A 17,393-nucleotide genomic window follows, 5' to 3' on the forward strand; every position below is an offset into this window, starting at 1 on the left:
GCGAGTGCCAGGTTGGGTCGGTCGCCGGCCCCCGGGAGCAGTCCCCCGGGCCGGCGGCGAGGGTCAGTGAGCGATGTCGTCCACCGACGGGTTCTCGTTGCGCGACAGGTTGATGCCGAGGTTGGCAGCGGCGCGCTCCAGGTCCTCGTCCTCGGTGTCGCGCATCTCGATCGCGGCGCCATCGCTGGAGAGCACCTCGACGTTCAGGCACAGCGACTGAAGCTCCTTCAGCAGCACCTTGAACGACTCCGGGATACCCGGCTCGGGGATGTTCTCGCCCTTGACGATCGCTTCGTAGACCTTGACGCGGCCCACCACGTCGTCGGACTTGATCGTCAACAGTTCCTGCAGGGTGTAGGCCGCACCGTAGGCCTGCATGGCCCAGCACTCCATCTCACCGAAGCGCTGACCACCGAACTGCGCCTTACCGCCCAGCGGCTGCTGGGTGATCATCGAGTACGGGCCGGTGGAACGGGCGTGGATCTTGTCGTCCACCAGGTGCGACAGCTTGAGGATGTACATGTAGCCGACCGCGGTCGGGTACGGGTACGGCTCACCGCTGCGGCCGTCGAACAGCTGCGCCTTGCCGTCGGCGCCGACCATGCGGTCGCCGTCGCGGTTCGGCTTCGTCGAGGCGAGCAGACCGGTGATCTCCTCCTCCCGCACACCGTCGAACACCGGCGTGGCGGTGTTGGTGCCGGGCTCGACGTCGAGCAGCTCCTCCGGCAGGCGCTGGGCCCACTCGGCGTCCGGGTCGATCGTCCAGCCCCGCGACGCGATCCAGCCGAGGTGCGTTTCCAGCACCTGGCCGATGTTCATACGACGCGGAACACCGTGGGTGTTCAGGATGATGTCGACCGGGGTGCCGTCGGACAGGAACGGCATGTCCTCGGCGGGCAGGATCTTGCCGATGACGCCCTTGTTGCCGTGGCGGCCGGCGAGCTTGTCACCGTCGGAGATCTTGCGCTTCTGCGCGACGTAGACCCGGACCAGCTGGTTGACGCCCGGGGGCAGCTCGTCGTCGTCCTCGCGGTTGAACACGCGGACGCCGATGACCTTGCCGGTCTCGCCGTGCGGCACCTTCAGGGAGGTGTCGCGGACCTCGCGGGCCTTCTCGCCGAAGATGGCGCGGAGCAGGCGCTCCTCCGGGGTCAGCTCGGTCTCGCCCTTCGGCGTGACCTTGCCGACCAGGATGTCGCCGCCCTGGACCTCGGCGCCGATGCGGATGATGCCGCGCTCGTCGAGGTCGGCCAGCACGTCGTCGGAGACGTTCGGGATGTCCCGGGTGATCTCCTCGGCGCCGAGCTTGGTGTCGCGGGCGTCGACCTCGTGCTCCTCGATGTGGATCGAGGTGAGCACGTCGTCCTGCACCAGGCGCTGGCTCAGGATGATCGCGTCCTCGTAGTTGTGCCCCTCCCACGGCATGATCGCCACGAGCAGGTTCTTGCCCAGGGCCATCTCGCCGTTCTCGGTGCACGGACCGTCCGCGATGACCTGACCCGCCTCGATCCGGTCGCCCTCGTTGACGATCGGCTTCTGGTTGATGCAGGTGCCGTGGTTGGACCGGGAGAACTTCTGCATCCGGTACGAGCGGCGGCTGCCGTCGTCGGCCATGATCGTGACGAAGTCCGCGGTCAGCTCCTCGACCACGCCCGCCTTCTCGGCGGTGATCACGTCACCGGCGTCGACCGCGGCGCGGAGCTCCATGCCGGTGCCGACCAGCGGGGACTCGCTGCGCAGCAGCGGCACCGCCTGACGCTGCATGTTCGCACCCATCAGGGCGCGGTTGGCGTCGTCGTGCTCCAGGAACGGGATCATCGCGGTCGCGGCGGAGACCATCTGCCGCGGCGAGACGTCCATGTAGTCGATCTCGTTCGGGGCGAGCAGCTCGACCTCGCCGCCCTTCCGCCGACCCAGGACGCGGTCGTCGACGAAGTTGCCCTCGTCGTCGATCTTGGCGTTCGCCTGCGCCTTGACGTAGCGGTCCTCTTCATCGGCCGTGAGGTAGTCGATCTGGTCGGTGACCCGGCCGTCGATGACCTTGCGGTACGGCGTCTCGATGAAGCCGAACGGGTTGACCCGAGCGAACGTGGCCAGCGAGCCGATCAGACCGATGTTCGGGCCTTCCGGCGTCTCGATCGGGCACATGCGGCCGTAGTGCGAGGGGTGCACGTCTCGGACTTCCATGCCGGCGCGCTCACGGGACAGACCGCCCGGGCCGAGCGCGGAGAGGCGACGCTTGTGCGTCAGACCCGCGATCGGGTTGGTCTGGTCCATGAACTGCGACAGCTGCGAGGTGCCGAAGAACTCCCGGATCGCCGCCGTGATCGGGCGGATGTTGATCAGGGTCTGCGGCGTGATCGCCTCGACGTCCTGCGTGGTCATCCGCTCGCGGACGACGCGCTCCATGCGGGACAGGCCCACCCGGACCTGGTTCTGGATCAGCTCGCCGACGGTGCGGAGGCGGCGGTTGCCGAAGTGGTCGATGTCGTCGACCTCGACCGGGATGTTGTCGCCGGCCTCGTCACCGCGAGCCGCCATCTCGGTCTCGCCCGCGTGCAGGCGGACCAGGTACTCGATGGTGGTGACGATGTCCTCTTCGGTCAGCACGCCGGTCTCGTAGGACTGCGAGAGACCGATCTTCTTGTTGACCTTGTAGCGGCCGACGCGAGCCAGGTCGTAGCGCTTCTCCTTGAAGAACAGGTTCTCCAGGAGGGTCTGCGCGCTCTCCTTCGTCGGCGGCTCGCCCGGGCGCAGCTTGCGGTAGATGTCGAGCAGCGCCTCGTCGGTGCCGCCGGTGTGGTCCTTCTCCAGGGTCGCCATCAGCGTCTCGGAGAAGCCGAAGCGCTCGCGGATGGCCTCGGTGGACCAGCCCAGCGCCTTGAGCAGCACGGTGACCGGCTGGCGGCGCTTGCGGTCGATGCGGACACCGACGGTGTCGCGCTTGTCGACGTCGAACTCCAGCCACGCACCGCGGCTGGGGATGATCTTGACGCTGAAGACGTCCTTGTCGGTGGTCTTGTCGACCGACTGGTCGAAGTAGACACCGGGGGAACGCACGAGCTGGGAGACGACGACCCGCTCGGTTCCGTTGATGATGAAGGTGCCCTTGTCGGTCATCATCGGGAAGTCACCCATGAACACCGTCTGGCTCTTGATCTCGCCAGTGGAGTGGTTGGTGAATTCCGCGGTGACGAACAGCGGGGCAGCGTAGGTCATGTCCTTGTCCGTGCACTCCCCGACGGAGGCCTTGACCTCGTCGAAGCGCGGATCGGAGAAAGACAGCGACATCGATCCGGAGAAGTCCTCGATCGGGGAGATCTCGCTCAGGACCTCCTCAAGACCACCAACCGGATTGTCCTCGCCGGCGTCGACCCGGCGCTGGAACCAGGCCTCGTTACCGACAAGCCATTCGAAGGACTGGATCTGCAGGTCTAGCAGGTTCGGCACGTTCAGCGGTTCGCGGATGTTCGCGAACGAGACCCGCTTGGGTGCCCCAGGGATCCCCGACGTGTAGTTGGAAGCTGCAGAGACCTTGGTCGCGCGGGAGACTGCCAAGATGCGTCCTTCCGGGACTCTGAACTGGCTACAGCCGTGCTCGCCGCAACAAGCGCGCGTCAGGCAAGCGCGCAGATCGCTAGCACAGCTGTCAAGGGTGCAATGGCGCCGACCATCCTACGGTCCAGTGCGGGACAGACCAATAAGAGGGCAGCGCAAAGTAGCAGTCTAGCCGGAAGGACGCCAGCTGTCGAGGGGGCCCACCGATGGCGGCCCAGCCCCGCGTTGAGGACCAGAGTGAACCCGCACGCGCTCTCAGTCAAGAGATCACCGATCGATCACTCTCGTGGCGGAAAACACGATCACCTCACGTGACCGCTGAGAACCCTTTTTAACCTGGTCAGGCGCTTTTGATCATCGTATGCGGTACTCCCGTCACGCCGTTGGCGAACCCCCTCCGATCGGCTCTTGACAACGCTCTGAACCCTCCTGCGAGTCCACGGAGGAGGGTGGCGCGAGGCCGCGCGGATCACATCGCGCGGTCGTCGAGACCACCCGAGACCACCCGGCGGGTGGAAGGTCCACACGAAAGTGGGCGGTTCGCTCCTCCCTCCGAGGGGGTCGGCGCAATTCCCACCCGCCCCACGCGACCCAATTCGCACACCCGGCGGATTGGACCGCGCGAAGAAATTCGGGCGTCCCACTTTCGCGATCTTGAAAAGATTGGTCCACGCCAATTCGCGGGACCACCCGAGACCACTCGGGCGGCCCGAGAGCATCTGGAAACGACCGTTCATGATCAACTACGGTGTGTGGCGCCGCGCCTCATGACCTGGACGGCCGTCCCCCGAACGTCGTAGCGAACGAGCCTCGACATCAACGCGGAGCGATGATCATGCTCGCTTGACCGCATCGAGACCACGGGTTGCCTCAAACATTCCCCTACGGGGCTGAACCCGTCGCGCAGAGCTAGTAGTTTCTCCCATCGAAGCTCAGCAATTACATCCAACGGGGGGACGCGCAGCCTCCGGAGGCGATCCCACCGAGTAACACATGGGCTACTCGACAATTACCTCCGCCGGTAACGTGAGATCACCACCGGCCCCCGACCGGTGCCCGGCAGGCCACAGGAGAAACGACCGATGACAGACGATGCAAGCCGCGCGAGCGAGCGGTTCCGCGGGCTGCAGCGTTGGACCGGAGGCCAGGACCAGAGCGGCCAGCAACCCTCGCAATCCAGTTGGTTCGCGCCGGAGGACGACGGCGAGACCACCGGGGAAGCGCCCGACGCGAGATCGGGCGGCCCGCACACCGGCACCAACCCGGGCTACGGGACCAACCCGGGATATGGGACCAACCCGGGCTACGGGACGAATCCGGGAACCGGCGGGCACCGGGCCGTCGGACAGCACCCGGGCCCGCCCAACCCCGGACCAGGGAGTGGTGAGCGTCGCAGCGCCGAGCAGCGCTACGCGGACGCCATCGCGGCGATGAACCAGATCGTCACCAGCCTCGACTTCACCAACCTGCCCTGGGTCACCGAGATCTTCCGCAACACCGCGGGCGTGCTCCGCGCGGACGACCCCGCGCGGGCCGGCGTGCTCAACAACCTCGGCAGCGCCGCGCAGCTGCGCTACGTGCAGAGCCGCGACCTCGCCGACCTCGAGGACGCCATCGGCTACTACCGCTCGGCCACCGACTCGGCGCACTCCGGCGACCGCGACCGCATCCTCTACTTCTGCAACCTCGCGCTCGCCCTCACCGACCTCGCGGCCAAGACCGGTCAGCCCCGGATCGCCGCCGACGGCGCGCAGGTCGCCCGCGACGCCGTCGCCCAGACGCCCAAGCGCGACCAGCGGCGGCCGATGGTGCTGCTGCGGCTGGCCAACGCGCTCAAGCTGCACGCCCAGCTCGCCGACTCGCCGGAGTCCGACGAGGAGTCGATCGCGGTGTTCCGGGAGGCCGCCCGGATCTCCCCGGCCTCCGACGCCACCACCTCCGAGCTGCTGATCAACCTCGGCGCCGCGCTGATGCGCCGCTACCAGCGCGGCAGCGACCCCGACGACCTCGACGAGGCGATCAAGCACCTCGCGGCCGGCTCCGGGGCGCTGCCGGACGGAGACACCCGGCGCGGCGGGCTGTGCCGCTACGCCGAGGCGCTGCGGCTGCGCTTCCAGCGCAACGGCGACCTCACCGACCTCAACTCCGCGATCAACGAGCTGATCGGCGTCCTCGGGGTCCTGGAAGGCGGGAACCCGCAGCTCGGCACGGCCGTGTGGCAGCTGTGCGCGGCGACCATCGAGCACGTCGACGCCACCGGCGAGTCCGGGCAGCTGCGCCGCGTGCTGCGGCCGATCACCCCGGCCGTGCGGGCGATGGCCGCCGAGGACACCTCCCGCTCGCTGGCGCTGGGCGGCTACGCGATCCTGCTGCGCAGGCACTTCCTGCACGGCGGCGAGGCCAAGGCGCTGGACACCGCGGTCACCGCCGGGGAGGCGTCGGTGGAGGCCGCGGCGCCGTCGCAGCGCGCGCGGATGATCACCGCCCTGAACACGAGCCTGCTGGTGCGCTACGAGCACGGCGAGAGCCGCGACGACCTCGACCGCGCCGCCGACCTCGCGCGCGAGGCGGCCAAGGACGCGGTGCCGCAGACCCAGCAGATCGCGTGGGTCCAGCTCGGCGCCGTGCTCACCCACCGGTTCCAGCGGGCCGGGCGCGCGCAGGACGTCGAGACCGCGATCGAGCTGTTCGACCAGGCCCTGATCGCGATGCCGGAGACCACCCCCGGCCGGGCGGCGGTGTCCATCCAGCTCGGGCTCGCGCTGCAGGCGCTGCACCAGCGCACCGGTCGCAGGCGGTACTACCGGTGGGCGCGCAAGGTGCTCACCGAGGCCGCCGGTCAGGGCAACGCCCCGTCCGAGCAGCGGTTGCGGGCCGCTGCGCTGGCGGGCCGGATCAGCGCGCAGGAGCAGCGCTGGTCGGAGGCGCTGGAGTCGTTCACCACCGCCGTCGAGCTGCTGCCGCTGATGACGCGCGGCAAGCGGGTCGTGGCCTCGCCGAGCGCGCAGCAGCGGTGGGCGTCGATCGTGGCGGACGCCGCGGCCAGCGCCATCGAGGCCGGTGAGCCGGACAAGGCCGTGGAGCTCATCGAGCACGGCCGGTCGGCGATCCTGGCCGACTTCCTGCCCAGCGGCGGAGAGCTCGGCGCGCTGCACCGCGACCACCCGGACCTGGCCGACGAGGTCGTGCGGCTGCGGCGGTTGCTGGACCGCCCGGCCGAGGACCCCGACCTCGGCGACGCCGACGACCGGATGCGGCTGGCCGACGCCTGGTCCGCGCTGATCGCCGAGGTGCGCGAGGTTCAGCCCGGCCACCTGCGGGTGCGGCCGTTCTCCGAGCTCAGCGGGGTCGGCGGTGACGGGTCGGTGGCGATCGTCAACCTCAGCCGGTACCGGTCGGACGTGCTGGTGATCTTCGGCGGCCGGGTGCTGACCGTCCCGATCTCGCACGCGACCCCGGACAAGGCCGGTGAGCAGTCGCTGGCGCTGCTGACCGCCGCGCAGCAGGACGACCACGCCACGATGGCCGAGGTGCTGGACTGGACGTGGGTGCGGGTGGTGCGTCCGGTGCTGGACCGGATGGGGTACCTCAACACGCCCGCCGCGGGCGCCCGCTGGCCGCGCGTCTGGTGGAGCTGCTTCGGGGCGGCTGCGTACCTGCCGCTGCACGCCGCGACCGCGCACGCCGGGGCCTCGGCGCTGGACCGGGTCGTGTCCTCGTACACGCCGACGCTCGGCTGCCTGCTGCGCGCCCGCACCCGCCCGGTGCCGGAGGGCGAGGCGCTGGTGGCGGCGGGCTCGGCGGTCCAGGTGTCGCGGGAGCTGCCGCCGCAGAACCAGGTGCTGGCCCGGTTCTGGCCGACCGCGGAGATCGTCTCGACGGAGAGCGCGAGCGCGACCGACGTGCTGCGGATGCTGCCGAACTACCCGTGGGTGCACGTCTGCGAGCCAAGCTCGCAGTTCCCGGCGCAGCCGGCCGCGGGGATGCTGCTGGACCGGGACGGGCAGCGGCCGCTGGGGCTGGTGGAGCTCGGTCAGGTCGCCTTGGACCAGGCGGAGTTCTGCTACCTGGGGCAGGTGGCCACCGCGGCGGATCAGCCGTGCGCGGCGGCGCTGTCGCTGGCCTCGGCGCTCGGGTTCGCCGGGTTCACGCACGTCATCGGCACCCTGTGGGAGGTCGACGCGACGAGCTCGATCGACGCGCACGCGGACTTCTACTCGGAGGTCTTCGGGCAGAACGGCTACGGCACCGACGGCGCGGCCTACGCCCTGCACAACGCCGCCCGGGAGCTCCGCAACGCCCGCCCGAACGACCACGCCACCTGGAGCGCCCACATCCACGTCGGCCCCTGACCCCGCCACCCTGCCGCACCACGGAAGTGCGGAAGGTTGAAGTGCGGAGGGGTGGAAGTGCAGAGGGGCTGGGGAGGTGCGGGGGTTCTCGGCTCACCAGGGGACAGTTTTAGCCATAATCACCCATGATCAATGTCCTTTTTGCCCGGACAGTTATGGCTAAAACTGCCCCCTGCTGACGCACGAGCCCCTCCGGCACCGAGGTTTCGGGCGGGAGGGGCTCGTGGAGGGTCGGTCAGCGGAGGGTGAGGTTGGCGATCTTCCAGGTGTCGCCCTGCTTCTCGGCGGAGACCGAGAGCTGCGCCGGGCCGATGTTGGACTCGCCGGTGTTGGCGCGCATGGCGTGCTGATCGACGAAGACCAGGACCTCGGCGCGGTCGCCCTCCAGGCGGGTCACCGCGCTGTTCTTGACCGTGGTCGTGACGATCAGCTGCTGCTGCGGGGCCTGCTGCTTGACCAGGGCGAACAGCTCGTTGTACTTCTGCACGGCCGAGCCGACCAGGAGGTCCTTGGCGGCGTTCTCCGTCTTGGCCGTGTCGTTGAAGTCGTAGGAGAACAGCTTCTGGACGCCGTCGCTGACCTGACCGTTGACCTCGCTGGTCTCGCCCGCCGAGGTCAGCGCCTCGTTGGCGGCCGGGCCGGTGTTGTAGGTCGTGTAGGTCGCGACGCCGAAGAAGATCGCCAGCGCGAACAGCAGGGCCGTCGCCGCCCACAGCACCCACGGCTTCCCGGACTTCGACTCGGCCTCGGAGGACTCCGACTCGGCCTCAGCGGACTCGGACCCCCCTGAGGTCGCGGATTCCCCGGACGTCGCGGCCGCACCGGACGCGTCGGAGGACTCGTCCTCATCGGACACCCCGGACTCCTCAGTGGACCCGGGGCCCTCGGGAGAACCGACCCCCTCGGAAGACCCGGAATCGCCGGAAGAACCGGGCTCCTCAACGGACTCGGGCGTCTCCGACGGCTCAGCCGCCTCGGACGAACCGGACTCCCCCGACGACGCAGCGGCCTCGGACTCCTCCGACCCGGTCGACCCGGCCGGGGCCTCGGCGGCCTCCGGCTGCTCGGTCACCGCAGTGCCGTTGACCGCCTCGTCCTCCGCCGGGGCGGCGTCGGTCGAGGCGGGCGAGGTGGGGCGCTTGCGCAGGCCGGCGACCTTCGGCCGGCGGGCCGAAGGCTGCCGGTTCGCGCCGGAACGGCGGTTGCTTGGCACTGGCTGTACTCCTCGAATCGCTCTCGGGTGTCGCCGTTCAGCCGACCGGGACGGTGCCCAGTCCGCTGAGCTTCCAGACGTCGCCCTCACGCGTGAGTTCTGCCTGGTAGCGATCCTGCTTGTTGGCCGGGGGCTGGCCCTCGACGGTCACCGTGATCTGCACGACCGCGATCATCCGCGCCTTGCCCGCGTTCTCGTCGAGCTCGGCGATGCCGGCGTCGAGCACGCGCGCCGTGGTGGTGCTCTTCGCCTGCTGGATCCGGGTCGCGTAGTCCTTGCGGCCCTTCTTGACCTCGTCCCGCAGCGGCCCGGTGGAGTAGTCCTCCCACCGCTGCAGGCCGCGGTCGACGTCCTTGTGGTCCAGGGTGTTGAAGTTGATGATCGCTTCCTGGCCCTGCTGCAGCGCCGCGTCGCGCGTCTCGGCGTAGGCGACCGAGGAGTTGTTCAGCGCGAACACCCACAACACCCCGAACACCAGGGCGCACACCAGGCTCACCACGAACAGCACCAGCGACAGCGTGGGCCGCCGGCGAGCGGTCTCGGCTTCTTCGGTCACGTGTTGCCTCTCTTACTGCCCGGGTGCGTTCTGCGCGCCGCGCACGTTGATCGGACTGCCCGGAGGCTCCGCGCAGCGCGCGTCCTTGTTCAGCGGTGCCGGCGACATGTCGGTACCGGTGCGTTCCGGCGTCCCCTCATATCCCTTGGTACACGGCATCGGGTCGAACAGGTTGAGAACCAGTCCGAAGTGAGCGGTGCCATCCCCGGGGACGACGGTGTTGGACACCGCGACCTGCGCCGGGTAGCTGATGAACAGCTGCTCGATGCCGTCCCGGTGCGCCGAGAGCAGTTGCGAGGTCGTGGTGAGGTTCGCCAGCAGCGGGCCGATCCGCGGGTTGTCCTTGATCAGCCCGGACAGCTGCTGGGCCGCGGGCGGCGCCTTCTGGATGACGCCGCGCAGGTCCCCGTCGGACTTCTCCAGGGACTGCGACAGCAGGTTCAGGTCCTTGCTGAACGACTTGATGGCCGAGCCCTGCTCGTTCTGCGTGCCCAGGACCGTCTTGCCGTCCTCCAGCAGCTGCACCGTCTGCGGCAGGTGGTTCTGCGCCTGCGTGGTGAACTCGCGGGAGGTGTCCAGGATGGTCTGCAGGTGTCCGCCGTTGTCGCGGAACGCGGTGCCGAGCTCGCTGACGACGGTGCGCAGCGAGTCCTGCGGCACCGACTTGGCGAACCCGTCCAGGTTCATCATCAGGTCCTGGACCGGCAGCGGCGTGGTCGTCCGGGACTCGGCGATGACCGAGCCCTCCTTGAGGTACGGGCCCTTGTCCTGCTTGGGACGCAGGTCCACGTACTGCTCACCGACCGCCGAGCGGTTGGTGACCACGGCCTCCACATCGGACGGGATGGGCGGCGCGCTGTTCTCGATGTCCAGCGGGACCTGCACGCCGTCATCGGTGAGCTTCAGCTCGCCGACCCGGCCGATCGGCACGCCCCGGTAGGTGACCTCGGCGTTCTGGAAGACACCGCCGGTGCTGGCCAGCTGCAGCGCCACCACGTAACCGCGGTTGCCGAAGAGCCGGTCGACACCGGCGTACTTGAATCCGGCGTAGCTGCAACCGATCAGCGCGATCAGCACGAAGCCGATGATCTGGAATCGGGCTCGACGGGTGAGCATCAGTTGTCACCTCCGAACAGCCAGCCCAGCACACCGCCGCCGGATTCCTGCTGCTCCGGCTTCGGCTGGGTCGGTGCGGGTTGCTGCTGCTCCTGTTGCTGACCGTTCAGCGGCAGCGGGACCGAGTCGGGCAGCGGGATCAGCGGCTGCCGGGAGCGCCCGAGGTTGTCCACGATGGTGCTCAGGTTCAGGTCGACCTTGAGGAACAGGTTGTTGTAGTCGCTGCCCCCGATGCCCTGCACCGCGTTGTCCGGGAACGGGAACGTGACCAGGGTTTCCAGCGACTTCGGCAGCGAGTCGCCCGCGGCGGCCAGCTGGTGCAGCGTCGGGGCCAGCTGGTTGAGGTCGTGCACCAGGTCCTCGTGGGACTTGTCGACGACGTCGGTCGCCACGCCCGAGAGCTTGTCCAGCGACTGCAGCATGGTCACCAGCTGCCCGCGCTGCTCGTTGAGCACCTGCAGCCCGGGGCCGAGGTCGTTGAGCGCGGTGTCGATGCTGCCGCGCTGCTCGTTGAGCTTGGCCGAGAGCCGGTTGATGCTGTCCAGCGCGCGCACGATGTCGTCGCGCTGCGCGTCGAGCCCGGCGACGAGCTCGTCGAGGTTGTTGAGCAGGCCGCGGATGTCGGACTCGCGTCCGCTCATGGCCTTGTTGAGCTCCTTGGTGATGTCCTGCAGCTGCGCGACACCACCGCCGTTGAGCAGCAGCGACAGCGCGCCGAGGACCTCTTCCACCTCGGGGTTGCGGTTGGTGCGATCGATCCCGATGGTGTCGCCGTCGGAGAGCCGCCCGGAGGCGGCCTGCGGCGGCGCGGCCAGTTCGACGTACTTCTCACCGAGCAGGCTGGACTGGCGCAGCCGCGCGATGGAGTTCGCGGGCAGCTTCACGTCGCCGTTGACGGTGACGGTCACCTCGGCGTCCCAGCTGCCGGGCGCCAGGCTGATGTTCGAGACCTTGCCGACGGCGACGTCGTTGACCCGCACACCCGCGTTGGGCACCAGGTCGAGGACGTCGGCGAAGCGGACCTTCACGTCGTACGGGCGGTCGCCGACGTCGGCCCCGCCGGGCAGCGGCATGTCGTAGACGCCGCGCGAGGAGCACCCCGACAGCGCCAGCAGGCCGACGGTCGCCACCGCACCCACCTTGACCGCGGAGGAGCGGTTGAACACGGATCGCACGAACCGCGAGATCACTGGCCACCTCCGGCGGGCTGGAGTCCGTTGGTCAGCGGCAGCGGCAACGGCGGCAGCGTGCCGTTCTGCACCGAGTTGAGCGTCTGGGCCAGCGTCGGCAGCTTCTCGGTGCCGCCGAGCACCGGCTTCAGCGCGTCGCAGGCGCTGCTGACCTCGATCGGGACCTGCTGCGGCGTGGACTGGTCGAGCAGCTTGCACACCGACACCAGCGGCGGCTGGTTGAGCTCGTTGAACATCGCCCGCTGGTCCAGCGTCCCGGAGGCGCCGTTGTAGGTGTTGTTCAGGTTGCTCATCGCCAGCGGCGCGGTGGTCAGCGACTCGTTGAGCGCTTCCTTCTGCTTGACCAGCACCGCGGCGACGTCGTGCAGCTGGCTGACGTTGGACTGCAGCAGCCCGCGGTTGTCGCGCACGAACGACTCGACCTTGCCCAGCGCCACCGACAGCTCGGCCAGCGCGGCGCTCATGTCGTTGCGTTCGCCGGCGAGGTTGCTGCTGACCTCTTCCATCTGCGTGTTGAACCGGCGCATCTGGTCGTCGTTGTCGGCCAGCATCCCGGTGAACTTCTGCAGGTTGTCGACGGTCTTGAACAGCTCCTCGCTGTTCCCGGACATCGTCGTGCCCGCCTCGCCGAGGTTGCGGAGGGTTTCCGACAGCGCCTTGCCGTTCCCTTCGAGGTTGGCGGCACCGGTGTTGAGCAGGTCGGTCAGCGCGCCGTTCTTGTTGGCGCCGTTGGGGCCCAGGGCCTGGGTGAGGTCGTTGAGGCTGCGGTAGATGTTGTCCAGCTCGACCGGGGTCGCGGTCTTGTCGGCCGGGATCACCGCGTTGTCACCGAGTTTTGGGCCTCCCTTGTAGACCGGCGCGAACTGCACGTACCGGTCGGAGACGATGCTGGGCGAGACAGCGACCAGGTTCGCGTCGGCCGGGATCGCGGTGTCGCGATCCACGCTGAGCACGACCTTGACCTGCTTGCCCTGCGGCGTGACCTCGTCGATGGTGCCGACCGGCACGCCGAGGATCCGCACGTCGCCGCCCGGGTAGAGGCCGACGGCCGCGTCGAAGTAGGCGGTGACCTTGCGCTCGGCCGCTCCGTAGAACAGCCACCAGCCGCCGACCGCGCCGAGCAGCACGACCACGATCCCGATGGTGAGGATCTTGGCGAGGTTGGAGCTCTTCGAGGGTGCGTTCGTCATTGCTTGCAACCCTCCTGGTTGATCGGCCCGACGGCGGGAGGCAGCAGACCGCAGATGTAGGTGTCGAACCAGTGCCCGCTGCCGAGCACGTTGGAGAACAGCCGCGTGAACGGGGCGAAGGTGTTGAGGCTCTTGTCCAGGTTGGCCTGGTTGCGCTGCAGCATCTTGGTCACCTTGTCCAGCTGTTCCAGCGTCGGCTTGAGCTGGGCCTGGTTGTCGTCGACCAGACCGGTCAGCTGCTGCGACAGCTCCTGGGTGCCGGTCAGCAGCGAGGAGATCGAGTCGCGGCGCGCCCGCAGCTCCTGCAGCAGCAGGTTGCCGTCGGAGAGCAGCTTCTCGAAGTCCTCGTTGCGGTCGGCGAGCTGCTGCGAGACCTGCGTGGTGTTGTTGAGCAGGTGCTCGATCTGCTCGTCGCGCGACGAGATCGTCTGCGACAGCTGGGAGAGCCCGTTCAGGGCGCCGCTGACCTCACCGGGGGTGTCCTTGAACGTGCTCGACAGCGTCTCGAAGCTCTTGGCGAGCTGCTGGGTGTCGATCTGGTCGACGTTCTTGGACAGGTCGCTGAACGCGTCGATGACGTCGTAGGGCGACATCGTGCGGTTCAGCGGGATCGGCTGGTCCTCGTCCATCGGCTTGGAGCCCTGCGGGTCCAGCGCCAGGTACTTCTGGCCGAGCAGCGTCTTGACCTTGATCGCCGCCGTGGTGTGGTCGCCCAGCTCGGCGTCGGAGACGCGGAAGCTGACCAGCACCCGGTCGCCCTTGAGCTCGACGTCGGAGACCGAGCCGACCTTCACGCCCGCGACGCGGACCTCGTTGTCCGCCCGCAGGCCCGCGGCCTCGGAGAACTCCGCGGTGTAGGTGGTGCCGCTGATGAACGGCAACCGCTCGTAGTTCGCGGCCAGCAGGAACAGCACCACCAGCACCAGGATGCCGGCGACGCCGATCTTGAGCGGATCGCGCTGGGAGAAGGAACTCATCGCTGACACCTCGGCTGGGTCACGGGCGTCAGCGGCAGCGGCAGGTTGATGTCGCCGACGCCGACGTTGCCGGAGGTCTGGCACAGGAAGAAGTTGAACCACGACCCGTGCGAGGCGGTGCGGGACAGGCTTTCGAGCTTGTTCGGCATGTTGTGCAGCACCCGGTCCACCAGCTGCTCGTGGCCGTTGAGGTTCTGCGACAGCTGACCGAGACCGTCGATGTCGGCCTGCAGCCCCGGCCTGGCGTCCCGCAGGAGCCCGGCGGTGGTGTTGGTCAGCCCGTCCATCGCGGTGATCGCGCTGCCGATGGAGTCGCGGTCCTCGGCGAGCCCGGACACCACCTGCCGCAGCTGGCCCACCAGCTCGGAGAGCCGCTGGTCGCGGGCGTTGACGGTGTCGAGCACGCCGTTGAGGTTGTTGATGACCTCGCCGATCACCTGGTCGCGGGAGGCGATGGTGGTGGTCAGCGACGCCGTGTGGGACAGCAGGCTCTCGACCGTGCCGCCCTCGCCCTGCAGGACCTGGATGATCTCGTAGGACAGCTTGTTGACGTCGTCCGGGTTGAGCGCCTGGAACAGCGGCTTGAAACCGCCGAGCAGCACCGTCAGGTCCAGCGCGGGCTTGGTCCGGTCCAGCGGGATCGTCTCGCCCGGCGCCAGGTACCCACCTCGGACGGTGCGACCCGGGGCCGCGGCGGCGCCGCCGTTGCCGGTGGGCGTGGCGCCCTGTTCGAGCGCGATGTAGCGCTGCCCCACCAGGTTCCGGTACTTGATGGTCGCGGTCACCGACGAGGGCAGGCGCCGGTCGGCGACGTTGAACTCGACCTCGGCGACCTTGTTGTCGACCAGCTCGATGTCCTCGATCTCGCCGACCTTCACGCCCGAGATCCGCACCTCGTCGCCCACGTTGAGCGCGGTGACGTCGGTGAACCGGGCCTTGTAGGAGCTCGCCGAGCGCAGGTCCTGGTTCGCGATGGTCATGATCAGCAGGCCGGTGGCCAGCGAGGTGACCACCACGAAGATCAGGAACTTGGTCAGCGGTCCGCGAATGCTGATCCCGTTCATCGGTAGCTCACCTCCGCGCCTCGCAGCACCGGTCCGACGAGCAGGCCACCCCAGTCGGGCACCTCCGAGGAGGGCCTGCCCAGGGCCGGGGCCAGCACCGTGGCCACCATGTCGCGCTCAGCGGGCGAGTTCACCCACTGCGTCGCGGTACCGGCCGGGGTCGACTGCTGGGTGGTGGTCGCCGGCGGGTTCAGGCCGCCGGTCACCGCGCGCGACGGCGCGGGCGGGACCGAGCCGTCCTTGAACGGACCGTCCGGCGGGTACTCCGGCATCGGGTTCAGGTGCTCCATGAAGTTGTAGCAACGCGGCCCCCGGTGGTCGGCGAACTCGGGTTCGTCCTGGTTGGGGCGGTACTTGCCGCGGTGCGGGGCGATCTCCAGCGTCACGTGCAGGCCGGGCTCGTCGGTGCCCTCGCCGAACGCCTGGCGGATGCGCGGCACGAACTCCGCCATCTCGCCCAGGAAGCACGGGTAGGTCGGCGAGTACCGGGCCAGCAGGTCCAGCGTCGGGCGCTGCGCGTCCGCGAGCCGGATGATGTTCTGCCCGTTGTTGTCGAGGAACGTCGTCAGATCACCGGAGGTCGTGGTGACCTGGCCGGTCAGCTTCTGCAGGTTCTGCTTCTGCTGCACCAGGGTCCGGGCCGTGGTGGAGAAGTTGTCCAGCGCGTTGATGACGTCCGGCGCGGCCTCCTCGTAGGTCTGCGCGACCCCGACCAGCTCCTGGAGGTTGTCCCGCAGGTCCGGGATCGCCGGGTTCAACCCGTCCAGGTAGGTGTTGAGCTGCGACAGCGTGTCGCCGACCTGGTCACCGCGACCCGACAGCGCCTGGTCGAGCGCGTTGAGCGTCGCCGCCAGGTCGTCGGGGTTGACGGCCTGCAGCACCGGCATCGTGTCGGCCAGCACCGTCTCCAGCTCCAGCCCGGCGCGCGTGCGGTCCTGCTCGATGACGCCGCCGGCAGCGAGCGTCTTCGACGAGGGCTTGTCGGGCAGCTCCAGCGCCACGTAGCGCTCGCCGAACAGGGTGCGCGGCAGCAGCTGCGCGGAGACGTTCGCCGGGATCGCCTCGGCCTTGTCCGGCTGCAGCGCCAGGTGCAGCTCGGCGCCCTTCCCGACGGACTTCACCTCGACGACCCGGCCCACGACCATGCCGCGGACCTTCACGTCGGAGTCCGGCAGCAGCTGGTTGCCGGTCGAGGCGGCCTTGAGGATGACGTCCGAGGAGGACGTGAAGGACTTGTTGTAGAACGCCAGGCACAGCACGACGAACATGACCATGCTCATCAGCAGCGCCAGACCCATCAGCCTGCGCTTGACCTTGGGGACCGCTCCCTGCGCGCTCATCCGGTGATCCGAACGGTCGTGGTGGTGCCCCAGATGGCGAGGCTCAGGAAGAAGTCCAGCAGCGCGGTGGTGACGATCGCGGTCCGCACCGCACGTCCCACCGCGACGCCGACCCCGGCGGGGCCGCCGCTGGCGCGGTACCCGTAGTAGCAGTGCGTCATGATCACCACCACGCTGAAGATCAGGACCTTCCCGAAGGACCACAGCACGTCCTCGGGAGGCAGGAACAGGTTGAAGTAGTGGTCGTAGGTGCCCGCCGACTGCCCGTAGAGGTAGACGGTGACGGCCCGCGACGCGACGTAGGACGTGAGCAGGCCCAGCACGTACAGCGGCACGACCGCGATGAACCCGGCCATCACGCGGGTGGTCACCAGGTACGGCAGGCTCGGCACGCCCATGACCTCCAGCGCGTCGATCTCATCGGAGATCCGCATCGCGCCGAGCTGGGCGGTGAACCCGGAACCCACCGTCGCCGACAGGGCCAGACCGGCCACCAGCGGCGCGATCTCCCGGGTGTTGAAGTACGCGGAGATGAAGCCGGCGAACGCCGAGGTGCCCAGCTGGTCCAGGGCCGCGAAGCCCTGCAGACCCACGACGGTGCCGGTGAACAGCGTCAGACCGATCATCACGCCGACCGTGCCGCCGATGACCGCCAAGGCGCCGCTGCCGAAGCTGACCTCGGCCAGCAGGCGCAGCGTTTCCCTGGAGTAGCGGGTGATGGCCCGCGGAATCCACGCCAGCGAGCGGATGTAGAACGACATCTGGTCACCCAGGTCGTCCAGCAGCTCCACCGGCCGTCGGGCCGCGCGCTTGGCGCGCTGCGAGATCGTCACCATG

11 protein-coding genes are annotated in these 17,393 nt (G+C 68.9%); 1 reads left to right on the top strand and 10 read right to left on the bottom strand.

Annotated features, from left to right (window positions below):
- Window positions 1-63: 63 nt before the first annotated feature.
- Window positions 64-3,558, bottom strand: coding sequence for a DNA-directed RNA polymerase subunit beta (gene rpoB, locus QFW96_RS10625; protein WP_281455401.1), 3,495 nt, complete (start codon window positions 3,556-3,558; stop codon window positions 64-66).
- A 1,082-nt stretch (window positions 3,559-4,640) separates the two neighbouring features.
- On the opposite strand from rpoB, the gene QFW96_RS10630 reads away from it, so the two are divergent.
- Window positions 4,641-7,910: a CHAT domain-containing protein gene (locus QFW96_RS10630; protein WP_281455402.1), complete on the top strand. Its 3,270-nt coding sequence runs from the start codon at window positions 4,641-4,643 to the stop codon at window positions 7,908-7,910.
- A 235-nt stretch (window positions 7,911-8,145) separates the two neighbouring features.
- On the opposite strand, the gene QFW96_RS10635 is transcribed toward QFW96_RS10630, so the two are convergent.
- The 9 genes from QFW96_RS10635 to QFW96_RS10675 are packed head-to-tail and all read right to left on the bottom strand — an operon-like array spanning window position 8,146 to window position 17,392.
- Window positions 8,146-9,123: a hypothetical protein gene (locus QFW96_RS10635; RefSeq protein ID WP_281455403.1), complete on the bottom strand. Its 978-nt coding sequence runs from the start codon at window positions 9,121-9,123 to the stop codon at window positions 8,146-8,148.
- Between the two features lie 37 nt (window positions 9,124-9,160).
- Window positions 9,161-9,679 carry a nuclear transport factor 2 family protein gene (locus QFW96_RS10640; RefSeq protein WP_281455404.1) on the bottom strand — a complete coding sequence of 173 codons (519 nt, stop codon included), beginning with the start codon at window positions 9,677-9,679 and terminating at the stop codon, window positions 9,161-9,163.
- 12 nt (window positions 9,680-9,691) lie between these two features.
- Complete coding sequence (locus QFW96_RS10645; protein ID WP_281455405.1) at window positions 9,692-10,795, bottom strand: MCE family protein; 1,104 nt, start codon at window positions 10,793-10,795, stop codon at window positions 9,692-9,694.
- Window positions 10,795-11,925 carry an MCE family protein gene (locus QFW96_RS10650; RefSeq protein WP_281455406.1) on the bottom strand — a complete coding sequence of 377 codons (1,131 nt, stop codon included), beginning with the start codon at window positions 11,923-11,925 and terminating at the stop codon, window positions 10,795-10,797. The genes QFW96_RS10645 and QFW96_RS10650 overlap by 1 nt, the downstream gene beginning before the upstream one ends.
- A 56-nt stretch (window positions 11,926-11,981) precedes the next feature.
- Complete coding sequence (locus tag QFW96_RS10655) at window positions 11,982-13,175, bottom strand: MCE family protein (RefSeq protein WP_281455407.1); 1,194 nt, start codon at window positions 13,173-13,175, stop codon at window positions 11,982-11,984.
- Window positions 13,172-14,152, bottom strand: coding sequence for an MCE family protein (locus QFW96_RS10660; RefSeq protein ID WP_281455408.1), 981 nt, complete (start codon window positions 14,150-14,152; stop codon window positions 13,172-13,174). Before QFW96_RS10660 ends, QFW96_RS10655 begins: the two co-directional genes overlap by 4 nt.
- Entirely contained in the window at window positions 14,149-15,216 is a 1,068-nt protein-coding gene (locus tag QFW96_RS10665; RefSeq protein ID WP_281455409.1) for an MCE family protein, read from the bottom strand. Before QFW96_RS10665 ends, QFW96_RS10660 begins: the two co-directional genes overlap by 4 nt.
- Window positions 15,213-16,556 carry an MCE family protein gene (locus tag QFW96_RS10670; RefSeq protein ID WP_281455410.1) on the bottom strand — a complete coding sequence of 448 codons (1,344 nt, stop codon included), beginning with the start codon at window positions 16,554-16,556 and terminating at the stop codon, window positions 15,213-15,215. Before QFW96_RS10670 ends, QFW96_RS10665 begins: the two co-directional genes overlap by 4 nt.
- Complete coding sequence (locus QFW96_RS10675; RefSeq protein ID WP_281455411.1) at window positions 16,553-17,392, bottom strand: MlaE family ABC transporter permease; 840 nt, start codon at window positions 17,390-17,392, stop codon at window positions 16,553-16,555. The genes QFW96_RS10670 and QFW96_RS10675 overlap by 4 nt, the downstream gene beginning before the upstream one ends.
- Window position 17,393: the final 1 nt, after the last annotated feature.

The sequence above is a fragment of the Saccharopolyspora ipomoeae genome (genome assembly GCF_029952525.1).
GTDB lineage: Bacteria > Actinomycetota > Actinomycetes > Mycobacteriales > Pseudonocardiaceae > Saccharopolyspora > Saccharopolyspora ipomoeae.